13 protein-coding genes and 1 tRNA gene are annotated in these 13,677 nt (G+C 70.9%); 8 read left to right on the top strand and 6 right to left on the bottom strand.

Annotation, left to right across the window (positions count from 1 at the left end; genetic code table 11):
- Positions 1-88 precede the first annotated feature (88 nt).
- Together ACTWOL_RS07175 and ACTWOL_RS07170 are read left to right on the top strand one after the other, a co-directional pair.
- Positions 89-826: a molybdopterin-dependent oxidoreductase gene (locus ACTWOL_RS07175; RefSeq protein ID WP_474295494.1), complete on the top strand. Its 738-nt coding sequence runs from the start codon at positions 89-91 to the stop codon at positions 824-826.
- Positions 768-1,433, top strand: a complete 666-nt coding sequence (locus ACTWOL_RS07170) for a cytochrome b/b6 domain-containing protein (protein WP_474295492.1) — start codon at positions 768-770, stop codon at positions 1,431-1,433. Before ACTWOL_RS07175 ends, ACTWOL_RS07170 begins: the two co-directional genes overlap by 59 nt.
- Positions 1,434-1,541: 108 nt before the next feature.
- On the opposite strand, the gene ACTWOL_RS07165 is transcribed toward ACTWOL_RS07170, so the two are convergent.
- A complete protein-coding gene (locus tag ACTWOL_RS07165) occupies positions 1,542-2,051 on the bottom strand; it encodes a gluconokinase (RefSeq protein ID WP_474295490.1) in 510 nt (169 codons plus the stop codon).
- Positions 2,052-2,606: 555 nt separating this feature from the next.
- Between ACTWOL_RS07165 and ACTWOL_RS07160 the strand changes: the two genes are divergently transcribed.
- Entirely contained in the window at positions 2,607-4,070 is a 1,464-nt protein-coding gene (locus ACTWOL_RS07160) for an amino acid permease (RefSeq protein WP_474295488.1), read from the top strand.
- 157 nt (positions 4,071-4,227) lie between these two features.
- The gene (locus tag ACTWOL_RS07155; protein ID WP_474295486.1) at positions 4,228-5,325 is read left to right on the top strand and encodes an S-(hydroxymethyl)mycothiol dehydrogenase; all 1,098 of its coding nucleotides are present in this window, start codon (positions 4,228-4,230) and stop codon (positions 5,323-5,325) included.
- A gap of 16 nt (positions 5,326-5,341) precedes the next feature.
- On the opposite strand, the gene ACTWOL_RS07150 is transcribed toward ACTWOL_RS07155, so the two are convergent.
- Positions 5,342-6,223, bottom strand: coding sequence for a pseudouridine synthase (locus ACTWOL_RS07150; protein WP_474295484.1), 882 nt, complete (start codon positions 6,221-6,223; stop codon positions 5,342-5,344).
- A 133-nt stretch (positions 6,224-6,356) separates the two neighbouring features.
- Positions 6,357-6,444: transfer RNA gene (locus ACTWOL_RS07145), tRNA-Leu, on the bottom strand.
- A gap of 210 nt (positions 6,445-6,654) precedes the next feature.
- Between ACTWOL_RS07145 and ACTWOL_RS07140 the strand changes: the two genes are divergently transcribed.
- The 3 genes from ACTWOL_RS07140 (at position 6,655) to ACTWOL_RS07130 (ending at position 9,328) form a co-directional block, all read left to right on the top strand.
- Positions 6,655-7,980 carry a M20/M25/M40 family metallo-hydrolase gene (locus tag ACTWOL_RS07140; RefSeq protein ID WP_474295482.1) on the top strand — a complete coding sequence of 442 codons (1,326 nt, stop codon included), beginning with the start codon at positions 6,655-6,657 and terminating at the stop codon, positions 7,978-7,980.
- 198 nt (positions 7,981-8,178) lie between these two features.
- The gene (gene chpH, locus ACTWOL_RS07135) at positions 8,179-8,412 is read left to right on the top strand and encodes a chaplin ChpH (RefSeq protein WP_474295480.1); all 234 of its coding nucleotides are present in this window, start codon (positions 8,179-8,181) and stop codon (positions 8,410-8,412) included.
- Between the two features lie 130 nt (positions 8,413-8,542).
- Complete coding sequence (locus ACTWOL_RS07130; protein WP_474295478.1) at positions 8,543-9,328, top strand: chaplin; 786 nt, start codon at positions 8,543-8,545, stop codon at positions 9,326-9,328.
- 78 nt (positions 9,329-9,406) lie between these two features.
- Here the strand turns inward: ACTWOL_RS07130 and ACTWOL_RS07125 are convergent, their stop codons facing one another.
- Positions 9,407-9,595 carry a DUF5703 family protein gene (locus ACTWOL_RS07125; protein ID WP_474295476.1) on the bottom strand — a complete coding sequence of 63 codons (189 nt, stop codon included), beginning with the start codon at positions 9,593-9,595 and terminating at the stop codon, positions 9,407-9,409.
- A 47-nt stretch (positions 9,596-9,642) separates the two neighbouring features.
- Between ACTWOL_RS07125 and ACTWOL_RS07120 the strand changes: the two genes are divergently transcribed.
- Positions 9,643-10,311, top strand: a complete 669-nt coding sequence (locus ACTWOL_RS07120) for a hypothetical protein (RefSeq protein WP_474295475.1) — start codon at positions 9,643-9,645, stop codon at positions 10,309-10,311.
- Positions 10,312-10,428: 117 nt separating this feature from the next.
- Here ACTWOL_RS07120 and ACTWOL_RS07115 read toward each other — a convergent pair whose 3' ends face one another.
- A complete protein-coding gene (locus tag ACTWOL_RS07115) occupies positions 10,429-12,684 on the bottom strand; it encodes a helix-hairpin-helix domain-containing protein (RefSeq protein WP_474295473.1) in 2,256 nt (751 codons plus the stop codon).
- Positions 12,681-13,664: an aldo/keto reductase gene (locus ACTWOL_RS07110; RefSeq protein WP_474295471.1), complete on the bottom strand. Its 984-nt coding sequence runs from the start codon at positions 13,662-13,664 to the stop codon at positions 12,681-12,683. The genes ACTWOL_RS07115 and ACTWOL_RS07110 overlap by 4 nt, the downstream gene beginning before the upstream one ends.
- Positions 13,665-13,677: the final 13 nt, after the last annotated feature.

The following is a 13,677-nucleotide window of genomic DNA, read 5'->3' as shown; positions in this document are numbered from 1 at the left end:
TCCGCCAGGACCCGGGAATGTCTGACGGAAGTCTGACGAACTCCCGCGGCCACTGGAATCCGGACGCCGCCGGTGTTCGAATCGAGATGTGAAAGACCCGACCCCCGCCCCGGTCCCTGATGGGGAAGGCACGCCCGTCGGGCGGCGCCTTGTGCTCTCCGTGCTCGGCCTCGGCGCCGCAGGCGTCGTCGCCGCCCCGTATCTCCAGCGCGGCCTCGAGAGCTTCCTCGGCTCGGTCGCCGACAAGGACCCGACCAAGCTCACTGGGCTGCTCCCGAACGGCGGCGGCTTCCGCTACTACTCGGTCGCCGCGTCCGTCCCGCGCAGAAGCGCGGCGGACTACCGCCTCACCGTCGACGGGCTGGTCGAGCGTCCCGCGTCGTACACCCTCGACGCCCTCCGCGCGCTGCCGCAGACCCGTGTCGTACGGGACGTCCAGTGCGTCACCGGGTGGCGCGTGCCGCGTACGGCCTTCGAGGGCGTGACACTGTCCGCGCTGCTGGACGCGGCCGGAGTACGGACCGAGGCCCGGGCGATCCGCTTCACCTGCTTCGACGGCACCTACAGCGAGAGCCTCACGCTCGACCAGGCGCGCCGCTCCGACGTGCTCGTCTGTCTGCGGATGCAGGACCAGCCGCTCGGCCACGCGCACGGCGGCCCGGTGCGGCTCTATGTGGCGCCCATGTACTTCTACAAGTCCGCCAAGTGGCTTTCCGGAATCTCGCTGACCTCCGAGGTGCAGCCCGGCTACTGGGAGGAGCGGGGCTATGACGTCGACGCCTGGGTCGGCCGGTCGAACGGCCGGGACGACACCCCCACCGTCTGAACTTCCCCCGCGGGTACGCAGGTTCAGCCGTGCCGAGCGCTGGGTCCACCGCAGCACGGCCACCCTGATGCTGGTCTGTGTCGCCACCGCGGCCTGTCTGTACATTCCCGAACTCGCCGAACTGGTCGGTCGCCGCTATTTCCTGGTGACCGTGCACGAGTGGTCCGGACTGCTCCTTCCGGTGCCCTTCCTGCTCGGCCTCGCCTCCCGCGCCCTCCGGGCCGATCTGGGCCGGCTCAACCGCTTCGGACCGCACGACCGGCAGTGGCTCTCGGCCGCGCGGCGCAGGCTGCGCGGCCCCGCGCACCGACCGGCGGGCAAGTTCAACGCCGGGCAGAAGATCTTCGCGGCCTGGATCGCGGGCGCGGTGCTGGTGATGCTCGGCACCGGACTGCTGATGTGGTTCACGCATCTCGCGCCGCTGGTGTGGCGTACGAGCGCGACGTTCGTCCACGACTGGCTGGCGCTCACCATCGGCATCGTCCTCATCGGCCATGTCGGCATGGCCGTCGCGGACCCGGAGGCGCGCCGTGGCATGCGCACCGGGTCGGTCGAGCGCCCCTGGGCCCGGCGGGAGCACCCGCTCTGGGACCCCGACAAGGACTGACGGGAGGCGGCGAGAGGCGCGCAAGGATGGACGAGAGGCCGACGAGGACCGACGAGGGGCAAAGGCCCCAGGCGGGGCGGTCGAGCCGGGACCGCGACCGGCTGCTTCTCAGCCCTCGAGCCCGCGCAGCGCGATGACCGCCCGCTCGGTGATCGCTGCGGGAGAGCCGGTCACCAGGACGGCGACCCCGGTCTCGTCCTTCCGCAGCGGCTCCAGCGTGGCGAACTGTGAGTCGAGCAGCGCGGTCGGCATGAAATGCCCCCCGCGCTCCGTCATACGGCGCTCGATCAGCGCACGGTCTCCCGTGAGATGGAGAAAGACGGCATCGGGAGCCGACACCCGCAGCCGGTCGCGGTAGATCCGCTTCAGCGCGGAGCAGGAGACCACCCCGCCGTGCCCCTTCCTGCCGTGGGCCCAGCGGCCGATCGCGTCGAGCCAGGGCGCGCGGTCCGAGTCGTCCAGCGGGACACCGGCCGACATCTTGACGATGTTGGCCTCGGGGTGGAAGTCGTCGCCCTCGGCGTAGGGCACGCCCAGGCGCGCGGCGAGCAGCGGGCCGACCGTGGACTTCCCGGTCCCTGTCACACCCATCACCACAACGACGGGGGGAATGCTCATCGGTGCCTCGCTGTCTTCATCGCCTCGGTGCCTCGGTGCCTCGGTGCCTCGGTGCCTCGGTGCCCTGAGTGCCTCAGTGTCTCCGTCGGCAGGTCTCCATCGACGCGGGTGCGGGTGCCGACGCGCCGGACCCGGGGCCGTCGGGCCGCACGCTGCCCGCGGGGCCTGCGGCCCGCAATGCCACGCCCGGGTCGCTCGAAGACACTCGAAGCCGTTCGCAAAGGCGACGCGGATCGGGTCGACGGGGTTCGTACGCAAGATCGACTTGGTGGCCCCGGGGGAGCCGGACGCGCTCGCCCCCTGACGAGAGAGCCAGCCCGGGTGATCTTGAATCCCTTGCTTCATCTTGTCGAAACCTCTGAAAAACCTCAGATTTGTATCTGAGTGAGCTTCGCCACTGCCAAAATCCAAGGGTTGCCGTGACTATGTGGCGTCGGGACTTCTGTGCCCGCATGCCTTGCCGCGGTGGCAGTGTCCTCACCTTTCCCTCACCGCGGAAGACCGCCCGGTGGACGACCGGGCATCGCACACCCCCTCACGAAGGCGAACAGCTCTATGAGTGACCGCACCATGACTGCGGCCGAAACGCCCATCGCGGGGTCCCCGGCCACGGGCACCCCCCATGTGGACGCCGGTGACGCCGGGTACCGCAAGGACCTCAAGTCACGGCACATCAACATGATCGCCATCGGCGGCGCCATCGGTACGGGCCTCTTCCTCGGAGCCGGCGGCCGCATGGCCAACGCCGGCCCCTCGCTCTTCATCGTCTACGCGGTCTGCGGCGTCTTCGCCTTCTTCGTCGTGCGCGCGCTCGGCGAGCTCGTCCTCTACCGGCCGTCCTCCGGCGCCTTCGTCTCGTACGCCCGTGAGTTCATGGGCGAGAAGGGCGCCTACACGGCAGGCTGGCTGTACTTCCTGAACTGGTCGACGACCGCTGTGGCGGACATCACGGCCGCGGCCACCTACGCCCACTTCTGGGCGATGTTCAGCGACATCCCGCAGTGGGTACTCGCCCTGATCGCGCTCGCCGTGGTCCTCGCCGCCAACCTGATCTCGGTGAAGTACTTCGGCGAGATGGAATTCTGGTTCGCGATCATCAAGGTCGCCGCGCTGGTGATCTTCATGCTCATCGGCATCTACCTGGTCGCCACCCAGCACGAGATCGGCGGCCACACCCCGGGCCTCGCCACCGTCACGGACAACGGCGGCATCTTCCCGAACGGCATGATGCCGATGCTGCTGCTCATCCAGGGTGTCGTCTTCGCCTACGCCTCCGTCGAGCTCTGCGGCGTCGCCGCCGGTGAGACCGAGAACCCCGAGAAGATCATGCCGAAGGCGATCAACTCGATCATGTGGCGCGTCGGCCTCTTCTACGTCGGCTCGGTCGTCCTGCTCGCCCTGCTGCTGCCGTACACCGCGTACTCCGGCGACCAGAGCCCGTTCGTCACCGTCTTCAACAAGCTCGGCATCCCCGGCGGTGCCCACGCGATGAACCTCGTGGTGCTCACCGCCGCGCTGTCCAGCCTGAACTCCGGCCTCTACTCCACCGGCCGCATCCTGCGCTCCATGTCGCTCTCGGGCTCCGCGCCGAAGTTCACCGGTGTGATGAACAAGGGCGGCGTGCCCTACGGCGGCATCCTGCTCACCGCGGGCTTCGGCGTCGCCGGTGTCTTCCTGAACTACGTCATGCCTGGTGAGGCCTTCGAGCTGGTGCTGAACTTCGCCTCGATCGGCATCATCGGCACCTGGGGCATGATCATGATCTGCTCCCTGCTGTTCTGGAACCGCTCCAAGGACGGCCGGGTCACCCGCCCGGGCTACCGGCTGCCCTGGGCCCCGTACACGCAGCTGGTCACGCTGGCCTTCCTGGCCTCCGTGCTGGTCCTGATGTGGATGGACGGCGGCATCAGCCGCACCACGGTCAACCTCCTGCCGCTGATCGCGCTCGCGCTCGTCGCCGGCTGGTACCTGGTGCGTGGCAAGGCCAAGGCGATCGCCGCAGGCCAGGCCAAGGACTGACGCCCAGAAGGCTCCTGATGCTGTGACCGGTTCACAGCACTCGCAGGCCCCCCGACGGAGAGATCCGGCGGGGGGCCTCGCCGTGGGCGCCCCGCGCGGGCATGGTGGTGCCGTACACATGCAGTACACACCTGTCCCGAGGAAGGGAAGCACTGCAATGCCGCAGCAGGTCCAAGGGGTCATCGCCCCCGGCAGGAACGAGCCCGTCCAGGTCGTGGAGATCTCCGTCCCCGACCCGGGACCCGGCGAGGCCGTGGTCAAGATCCAGGCCTGCGGGGTCTGCCACACCGATCTCCACTACAAACAGGGCGGCATCAGCGACGACTTCCCCTTCCTGCTCGGCCATGAGGCCGCGGGCATCGTGGAGTCGACCGGGCCCGGCGTCACCGACGTGGCTCCCGGCGACTTCGTGATCCTCAACTGGCGTGCCGTCTGCGGCCGGTGCCGGGCCTGTCTGCGCGGCAGGCCCTGGAACTGCTTCGACACCCACAACGCCCGCCAGAAGATGACCCTGGCCACCGGCCCGCGGGCGGGTACGGAGCTGTCGCCGGCCCTCGGTATCGGTGCCTTCGCGGAGAAGACCCTGGTCGCGTCCGGCCAGTGCACCAAGGTCGACCCGTCGGTCGCCCCGGCCGTGGCGGGCCTGCTGGGCTGTGGAGTGATGGCGGGCATCGGGGCGGCGATCAACACGGGGAACGTCGGCCGCGGCGACTCCGTCGCCGTCATCGGCTGCGGCGGCGTCGGCGACGCGGCGATCGTCGGATCCCGCCTGGCCGGAGCCGCCCGGATCATCGCCGTCGACATCGACGACCGCAAGCTGGAGACCGCCCGCTCCATGGGCGCCACCCACACCGTCAACTCCCGCATCACTGACCCCGTCGAAGCCGTCCGCGAGCTCACCGGCGGCTTCGGTGCGGACGTCGTCATCGAGGCTGTCGGCCGTCCCGAGACCTACCAACAGGCCTTCTACGCCAGGGACCTGGCCGGCACCGTGGTCCTCGTCGGCGTCCCCACGCCCGAGATGAAGCTCGAACTGCCGCTCCTGGACGTGTTCGGCCGAGGCGGCGCGCTCAAGTCGTCCTGGTACGGCGACTGTCTGCCGTCCCGCGACTTCCCCATGCTCATCGACCTCCACCGGCAGGGCCGCATCGATCTCGGCGCCTTCGTCACCGAGACGATCGGCCTCGGCGACATCGAGAAGGCCTTCGCCCGGATGCACGAGGGCGACGTCCTGCGCTCGGTGGTGATCCTCTGACCGCTCGCCGCGGGCGTCACCAGGCCGGGAGCACCAGCCGGCTCTCGAAGCGGCGCTCCTGCCCGGTGAGCGGATCGGTGAACGCCAGCGACCGTGCGAGCAGCTGCAACGGCCGGGAGTAGTCCGCCCGGCCCCCGGGCTCCGCATCCTGAACGTCCTGGACCACCGGATACACCGGGTCGTTCAGGATGGGGAGCCCCAGGCGGTTCATATGCACCCTCAGCTGGTGGGTCCGCCCGGTCGCCGGCACCAGCAGATACCGGCCGAGCCCGCCGCGGTGCTCCAGCAGCTCGATCCGGCTCTCGCTGTTCGGCTCGCCCGGTACCTCCCGGGCGGCAATCACCCCGCGCTCCTTCTCGATCCGGCTGCGGACGGTGACCGGGAGCGCGACCGCCGGGTCGTACGCGGCCACCGCCTCGTACTCCTTGCGCACCCGGCGGTCCCGGAACAGCGTCTGGTAGGCCCCCCGGTCCCCGGGGCGCACCACGAACAGCACGAGCCCCGCCGTCAGCCGGTCGAGCCGGTGTGCGGGCTGCAGATGGGGCAGCCCCAGTTCACGGCGCAGCCGGGCGACCGCGGTCTCGGTGATGTGCCGGCCACGCGGAGTGGTGGCGAGGAAGTGCGGCTTGTCGGCGATCACCAGGCGCTCGTCCCGGTACACGATGCCCACCTCGAACGGCACGCGCTCCTCCGTCGCGAAATCCCGGTGGAACCACAGAAGGCGGCCCGGGGTGTACGGCTCGTCGCCGGTGACCGGACCGTCCGTCGAGACGAACCGTCCCTCGCGCAGCATCTCCTCCACCCGCTCCGTGCCCACAGCCGCCCCGAAGCGCTCGACGAGATGCTCCCGCACCGTCGGCCAGGCGCCCCCCGGGTCCGCGGGCAGACGAACGCGCACGGGATCGATGCCGTCCCGCTGTGGCAGCGGCGCCGGCGGCGCCACCCGTCGTCTGCGTCCCACAGCTCCCGTACCCCGTCCCGTGCTGTCTGCCAGAAATGCAAAAAACCCCAGCTCAGCTGGGGTTCCTTGGTGGTGTCCGAGGGGGGACTTGAACCCCCACGCCCGATAAAGGGCACTAGCACCTCAAGCTAGCGCGTCTGCCATTCCGCCACCCGGACAAGGTGTCTGTCTTCCGGCCCTCGGCCGTTCCGACGTGGAAAACCATAGCAAACATTCGGGGGTGCTCGATCACGCCCCGGACGCCGCGGGCGCCGCCGCCAGGGGCGGGCCCGTGACGGGTGTGTGTCGGCGCGCGGGCGCCCTTGGGACGGAGGCGGGAGCGGGGGGAGGATGTGGGGGACCACCGAGCGACAGCGGGAGGAAAGAGCGTGAGCGAGTCGAGCACCGGCCGGACGATCTCCGGCGAGGACGAGGTCGTCGACCTCTGTCGCGATCTGATCCGGATCGACACCAGCAACTACGGCGACCACTCGGGCCCGGGTGAGCGGGCCGCCGCCGAGTACGTCGCGGAGAAGCTCGCCGAGGTGGGCCTGGAGCCGAGGATCATCGAGTCCCACAAGGGGCGCGCCTCCACCGTGGCGCGGATCGAGGGCGAGGACCCCTCCCGGCCTGCGCTGCTCATCCACGGCCACACCGACGTCGTCCCGGCCAACGCCGACGACTGGACCCACCATCCGTTCTCCGGTGAGATCGCCGACGGCTGCGTCTGGGGCCGCGGCGCCGTGGACATGAAGGACATGGACGCGATGACCCTCGCGGTCGTACGGGACCGGCTGCGCAGCGGGCGTAAGCCACCTCGTGACGTGGTCCTGGCGTTCCTGGCGGACGAGGAGGCGGGCGGCACCTACGGGGCGCGGTATCTCGTCAACAAGCACCCGGACCTCTTCGAGGGGGTCACGGAGGCGATCGGAGAGGTCGGCGGCTTCTCCTTCACCGTGAACGAGAACCTGCGGCTCTATCTCGTCGAGACGGCGCAGAAGGGCATGCACTGGATGCGGCTCACCGTCGAGGGCACCGCCGGGCACGGTTCGATGACCAACAACGACAACGCCATCACCGAGCTGTGCGAGGCCGTCGGACGGCTCGGACGGCACACCTGGCCGGTGCGGGTGACCAAGACCGTACGGTCCTTCCTGGACGAACTGTCCGACGCGCTCGGCACCCCGCTCGACCCGGAGGACATGGAGGCCACGCTCGCCAAGCTGAACGGGATCGCCAAGATGATCGGGGCGACGCTGCGCAATTCGGCCGCTCCCACCATGCTCGGCGCCGGCTACAAGGTGAACGTGATCCCCGGACAGGCCACCGCCCATGTCGACGGGCGCTTCCTGCCGGGGTACGAGGAGGAGTTCCTGACCGAGCTCGACCGGCTCCTCGGGCCGCGTGTGAAGCGCGAGGACGTGATCGCGGACAAGGCGCTGGAGACCAGCTTCGACGGCGGTCTCGTGGAGGCGATGCAGTCGGCGCTGAAGGCCGAGGACCCGATCGCGCGGGCCGTGCCGTACATGCTCTCCGCCGGTACCGACGCCAAGTCCTTCGACGATCTGGGCATCCGCTGCTTCGGTTTCGTGCCGCTGCAGCTGCCGCCGGAGCTGGACTTCGCCGGAATGTTCCACGGGGTGGACGAAAGGGTGCCGGTCGACGGCCTCAGGTTCGGCGTCCGGGTGCTGGACCGTTTCCTCGACGCGAGCTGAGCGGCCCCGGGGACGCGAGCAGGCCGGGCCTGGCAGGAGCCGGTCGACCCCGGGGGATGACAACCCGGAAATTCGGCCGCGCGTGCGTACTTGACTGAAAAGAGTGAATGGGACCATACGCTAGTAGCTCCATTACTTCCTCCTCGTTACAGGGTGTGCGGTCCGCGGCTGGGATCGCATTGCCAACTAGGAGGAAGAATGATCAAGAAGGTCGTCGCTGTCGCGGCTGCCACCGGTGGTCTGGTTCTCGCGGGTGCGGGGATGGCCGTCGCCGACTCGGGTGCTCAGGGTGCCGCCGTGCAGTCCCCGGGTGTGCTGTCCGGCAATGTCATCCAGGCGCCGATCCACGTGCCGGTGAACGTCTGCGGCAACACGGTCTCCGTGATCGGGCTGCTGAACCCGGCCTTCGGCAACTACTGCCAGAACGCGTGATGTTGCATCACGACTCGTGAGGAGTCCGGCGGCCCCGGAGTGCGCGCCGCGTACTCCGGGGCCGCTGACATTCCGCCTCCGGGCGACGGTGCCCGGGAGCGTTCCGAAGTCAGAAGGCAGGGAACTACCTATGCGACAGGTCACGCGAAAAGGCCTGATCACCATCGCGGCTGCGGGCGGAGTGCTCGCCCTGAGCGGCGGCTACGCGCACGCGCACGGGGGTGCGGACGCCCACGGCACCGCGTCGGATTCACCAGGTGTCCTCTCCGGGAACACGGTCCAGGTTCCGGTGCACGTCCCGGTCAACGTCTGCGGCAACACCGTGAACGTCGTCGGGGTGCTGAATCCCGCGGTCGGAAACCGCTGTGTCAATGCCGGGGAGAACCGCCGGGGCGCCCACGCCGAGGGCGGGACGACGAACTCCCCGGGAGTCGGATCCGGCAACACGGTCCAAGTGCCCGTCGACGTTCCTGTGAACGCATGCGGGAACAGCGTCACGATCGGCGGCCTCGGCAACGGCGCTGTCGGCAACGACTGCGGCAACGGCCGGGGCGGCGACAACCCCGGTGAACCGGGGGAGCCGGGTGAGCCTGGGGAACCGGGGGAGCCTGGGGAGCCGGGTGAACCCGGAGAGCCCGGTCAGCCGGGGGAGCCTGGGGAACCCGGTCAGCCGGGTGAGCCTGGGGAACCCGGTCAGCCTGGGGAGCCGGGTGAGCCCGGAGAGCCGGGTCGGCCTGGCACTCCGGTCGAGCCTTCGGTTCCGAACGTACCGGGCACCAACACCGTGACCCCGCCCAGGAACACCGACCAGCTCGCGCACACCGGCGCCGGGTCGCTCGGCCTGGCGATCCCCATGGGGGCCGGACTGCTCCTCGGCGGTGCGGTCATCTACCGCAAGGCCCGCGCCTCCGCGTGACCATATCCTCACTCAGCGGCGTGGAATCGGATCGGGCCCGCAGCAGCGGGCCCGATCCGTCTTTCGTGCAGCAGGATCTCACCATGTGGCGCGAACCTGGCGGATGATGCGCCGGCGCAGCCGCACCTTCCGACTGCCGTCCCGGTGGAGACTCAGTCGGTCCAACTCCCAGTGTCCGTACTCGGCATGCTCGGTCAGCAGACGGGCCGCCTCCTTGCGAGAGACTCCGCGGGGCACATACACGTCGACAAATTCGTATTCCGGCATCGCATCTATTGTGCGGGCAGAGCCCTGGTACGGATAGCGTCTGCCCTATGTCTGATGCATCCGCTCCTGCGCAGCCCACGGCTGCCGAGGTTCGCGCCGCCGCCGAGGCGGTCAAAGCAGCGCTGGACCGTCACCTCGAAGCGGTAGAACGCCGCACGGGAGAGGACGACCCGGCGGTCTACGACGCCTTCAACGCCCTCGCCGCCGCGGCCGAGGCGTACGACGAACGACTTTATGACCGCTACGACGAAGTCACTCCTTTCGAGATTCCCGGAGCGGACGATTCCCTTCCGCCCTATGCCGGACCCGACGAACCGAATGCCGTGAGCGTGCTCATCCGACGCGACTATGCCGTGGCCGAGCCGCAGCGCCTGCTGGCCCAGGCCCAGCGTGTTGCCGACCTGGACCGGGACGCGACCTCCGAGCGCACGGCGGCCGTGGTCGGGACGAGCGTGCACGCGGCGCTCGGTGTGCTCTTCGGTGAGTTCGAACCGGACGAAATCGCCTCCCGCCACAAGGAGTTCGGCCTGCAGGAGGGCGACTCCACGCTGTGGGTGTCCGCGGCCGACGAACTGCCCGAGCCGGGGGAGTGGCTGAGCACTCCCTTCGATCAGGCGGATCCGGAGCGCGTGGTCTGCCGCTTCGACGTCAGCTCCGTCTTCGACGAAGACGATCTGGACGAAGACCTGGACGATATGGACACGGCGGGCACCTGACCGCCCTCGGGCCCCGGCCGCGAGCCCGGCTCCCTGACCCGGGCCTGTCCCCGACCGCTGCCCCGGCTCGGACGGGGCAGGGCGTGGCCGGGGACAAGGCGGGACCTCGGTCCTGTCCTAAGCGCTCGGTGGCACCAGCAGCCCCTCCAGCAGGGTGCGCAGCCGGGTCGTGCGGTCCTGGGCCGGGACGTGGGCCACCGCGTGGGCGAGGGCCTGGTCCACACCATGGACCACCGAGAGGTGCCGCTCACCGCGGCTGAAGGCGGTGTAGACCCACGGACGGCTCAGACCCTGTGCCGCATCCCCCGGGAGGACGACGACCACGGCGGGCCAGCGGCTTCCCGCCGCCTGGTGTGCCGTGAGGGCCCAGCCGTGCCGCAGCGCCGTGCCGACCTGCTCCTTCGGGACGACGACGGGCGTGCCTTCGCAGTCGAGGCGCAGGCCCTCCGCGTCGGCCGAGACCACGGTGCCGCACAGGGTGCGTCCGGCGGCGGGGACGTATGCGACACGGTCGCCCGGGTCGAAGCCGCCGAACCGGCCCGGGCCCGGGTTGAGCCGCTCCTTGAGCGCCGCGTTGAGCGCGCGGGTGCCCGCCGAGCCGCCATGGCCGACCGTGATCACCTGGGTGCGGTCGGCCGGAACGCCGATCGCCCTCGGGACCGAGTCCGCGACCAGCTGGACCGTGCGGTGCACAGCCTCGCCGGCGTCCCGGACCGGCACGATGACGACCTCCTTGCCCGGTGCCTCCACCTGCTGCAGCTCACCGATCCCGATGCCGGAGACCAGCTCTCCGATCGGTCCGGGGTCGGGGACGCGCGAGGCGATGTGCGGGCACACCCGGGCCGCCAGCACATCGGCGAACACCCGGCCCGCACCCGCGGACCCCAGCACCCCCGGGTCACCGCTCAGCACCAGCCGGCTGCCGTCGGGGAGCGACTCCACGAGCATCGCCGCGGTCTCGACGTCCAGCTGTGGTGCGTCCAGCACGGCCAGCAGATCGAGCGCGAGGGCGCCGTCGTCGTCACGGCCCGGGCCCTGTGTGCCGGCCAGCAGCCCCTGCACGGTGACGGCGTCGGCGAGGCCGAGCCGTCGGCGGCCGTTCTCGCTGTCGGTCGCGACCAGGGCGCGCAGCCCGCGGACACGAGCCGCTTCGACCAAGGACATGGGCTCCGCGCGGGCCGCCTCGCCGCCCGTGTGCAGTACCAGGCCGTGCCCGCCGGAGGCACGCACCAGCTCGGGTCCGTCCCAGGTGTCGTCGGGACCGGTCCGTACCAGTCGGGCCAGACCGTCGGCGAGGCTCTCCTCCGCGAGGGCATACCGGTCGAGCCCCACCAGGACCGGTGCGGCCGCCTGCTCCTGCTCGGAAGCCTCGGCGTCGCCGTCCTCACCGTCGGCCTCCTCGGCGTCGGCATGCTGCTCCGGTCCGTCCTGGAACACCAGGACGGCACCCTCGGCGATGGCATGCTCCAACGCCTCCTCCGGCTCGGGTACGGAGCGTCCGGCGAGGGCCTTGCGCACGGCTGACGCCTCCAGGGCGGTGTCTCCCTGCTGCGCGGACTGCTCCAGCAGCCAGGCGACCAGAGCGACGGACCGCCGTGGGTCGCCCGGGCCGCACTCCGCGCCGAGCAGGGCTCTCGCGAACCCGTCGGCCTGCTCGGGCCGGACCCCAGGCACGGCCAGCAGCTGCCAGGGATCCTCGCGGAGCGACTGCGCGGCCTGCTCGCCGAGCACACCGGCGACCCGCTCCGCCAGCCCCTCGGGGGCGCCGCCCGAGACCAGCACCTCCAGCACCGCGGCCACGGCCGCCGGAGCCGGCCTCCGGGGGCCGCGCTCCGGGTCCGGCATCGGGGGCCGCACCGGGAGCGGCACTGACGAAGCCGCCGGAGGCCGCGGCGCGGCGGGCTGCTCGAAGAATGCCTTCTCCGGCCGCTGCCCGCTCTCGACGGCCCGCACGGCCGCGAGCAGTTCGGCCGCCGTCCCGCTCAGCTTCGCCCCCGCCTCGACCGGCCCGTCCTTCTCCGCCTTGCGCCGCTCGATCCGCTCCCGCAGCTCACGCTGTGCGGCCAGTTCGGCCTCGGTCTCGGACAGCGCTCCGTCGCCGGTCCGTCCACCGTCGTCCGCGGCGCCACCGTCGTCCGCGGCGCCACCGTCGTCCGCAGCGCCGCCGTCGTCCGCAGCACCGCCGTGCCCGGCGGTGTCGTCGGCGTCGCCCCCGGCCGCGTCCTCCTGGACCGCACTCCCGGCGTCCACCGCCGGGCCGTCACCGCCAGGCGCCGGTGGCTGCCCGGTGCCGCCACCGGGCTCCTCCGCGAGGGCAGCGTCCTCGGGCTCGTCCGCCGGGGGGCCGGGGGTCGCCCCGGGTTGCGCAGTCACAGCGTGCTCCAGTCCTGGTCGGGATAGCGGTGCACGGGCGCCGACACATCGTCGAGCGCCTGGCAGATTTCGTCAGGAAGACTAAGGCCCTCCACTGACAGTGCCGCCGTGAGCTGCTGCGCGCTGCGTGCACCGACGATCGGGGCCACCACTCCCGGCCGGTCCCGCACCCAGGCGAGAGCCACCTCGAGCGGGGTGGTCGCCAGACCGTCCGCCGCGGTCGCCACCGCGTCGACGATGCGGCTCGCCGCGTCGTCGAGATAGGGCTCGACGAAGGCGGACATCATCTCCGAGGCCCCGCGCGAGTCCGCCGGCGTCGCGGTCCGGTACTTGCCCGTGAGCACACCGCGTCCGAGCGGGGACGACGGCAGCAGGCCCACACCGAGGTCCAGGGCGGCCGGCAGGACCTCGCGCTCCACCCCGCGCTGGAGCAGCGAGTACTCCATCTGGGTGCTCGCGAGACGTGTCCGTATGCCCGGAGCCGCGAGCTGCCAGGTCGCGGCCTTCGCCAGCTGCCAGCCGCAGAAGTTCGACACACCCGCGTACCGTGCGCGTCCGCTGCTCACCGCGAGTTCGAGGGCCTGAAGGGTCTCCTCCAGCGGCGTCAGCGGATCGAAGGCGTGGATCTGCCAGAGATCCACGTAGTCCGTGCCGAGGCGTTCGAGGGATGCGTCCAGAGCGGACAGCAGATGTCCCCGTGAGGCGTCGAATCTGCGGTCCGGCTCCAGCACGCTCCCCGCCTTCGTGGCGATGACCAGATCGCGCCGGGGCACCAGCCGCTCCACGAGCTGTCCGAGCAGATACTCGGCTTCGCCCCCTCCGTACACATCGGCCGTGTCGACCAGCGTGCCGCCTGCCTCCCAGAAGACCTTCAACTGGTCGGCGGCGTCGTGCTCGTCGGTGTCCCGCCCCCAGGTGAGGGTGCCGAGCCCGATCCGGGACACACGCAGGCCGGTACGGCCGAGATGCCTCTGCTCCATGGCGGCGAGATTA

This window comes from Micromonospora sp. IBHARD003 (assembly GCF_056106285.1).
The sequence above is the reverse complement of the archived record's forward strand: the minus strand, read 5'-3'. Positions and strand labels throughout refer to the sequence as shown.

Bases quoted from the DNA above. Each gene is read 5' to 3' on its own strand.
- ACTWOL_RS07170 (WP_474295492.1), top strand. From the start codon at position 768: ATGACGTCGACGCCTGGGTCGGCCGGTCGAACGGCCGGGACGACACCC.
- ACTWOL_RS07165 (WP_474295490.1), bottom strand. From the start codon at position 2,051: ATGAGCATTCCCCCCGTCGTTGTGGTGATGGGTGTGACAGGGACCGGG.
- ACTWOL_RS07160 (WP_474295488.1), top strand. From the start codon at position 2,607: ATGAGTGACCGCACCATGACTGCGGCCGAAACGCCCATCGCGGGGTCC.
- ACTWOL_RS07155 (WP_474295486.1), top strand. From the start codon at position 4,228: ATGCCGCAGCAGGTCCAAGGGGTCATCGCCCCCGGCAGGAACGAGCCC.
- chpH (WP_474295480.1), top strand. From the start codon at position 8,179: ATGATCAAGAAGGTCGTCGCTGTCGCGGCTGCCACCGGTGGTCTGGTT.
- ACTWOL_RS07130 (WP_474295478.1), top strand. From the start codon at position 8,543: ATGCGACAGGTCACGCGAAAAGGCCTGATCACCATCGCGGCTGCGGGC.
- ACTWOL_RS07125 (WP_474295476.1), bottom strand. From the start codon at position 9,595: ATGCCGGAATACGAATTTGTCGACGTGTATGTGCCCCGCGGAGTCTCT.
- ACTWOL_RS07120 (WP_474295475.1), top strand. From the start codon at position 9,643: ATGTCTGATGCATCCGCTCCTGCGCAGCCCACGGCTGCCGAGGTTCGC.
- ACTWOL_RS07110 (WP_474295471.1), bottom strand. From the start codon at position 13,664: ATGGAGCAGAGGCATCTCGGCCGTACCGGCCTGCGTGTGTCCCGGATC.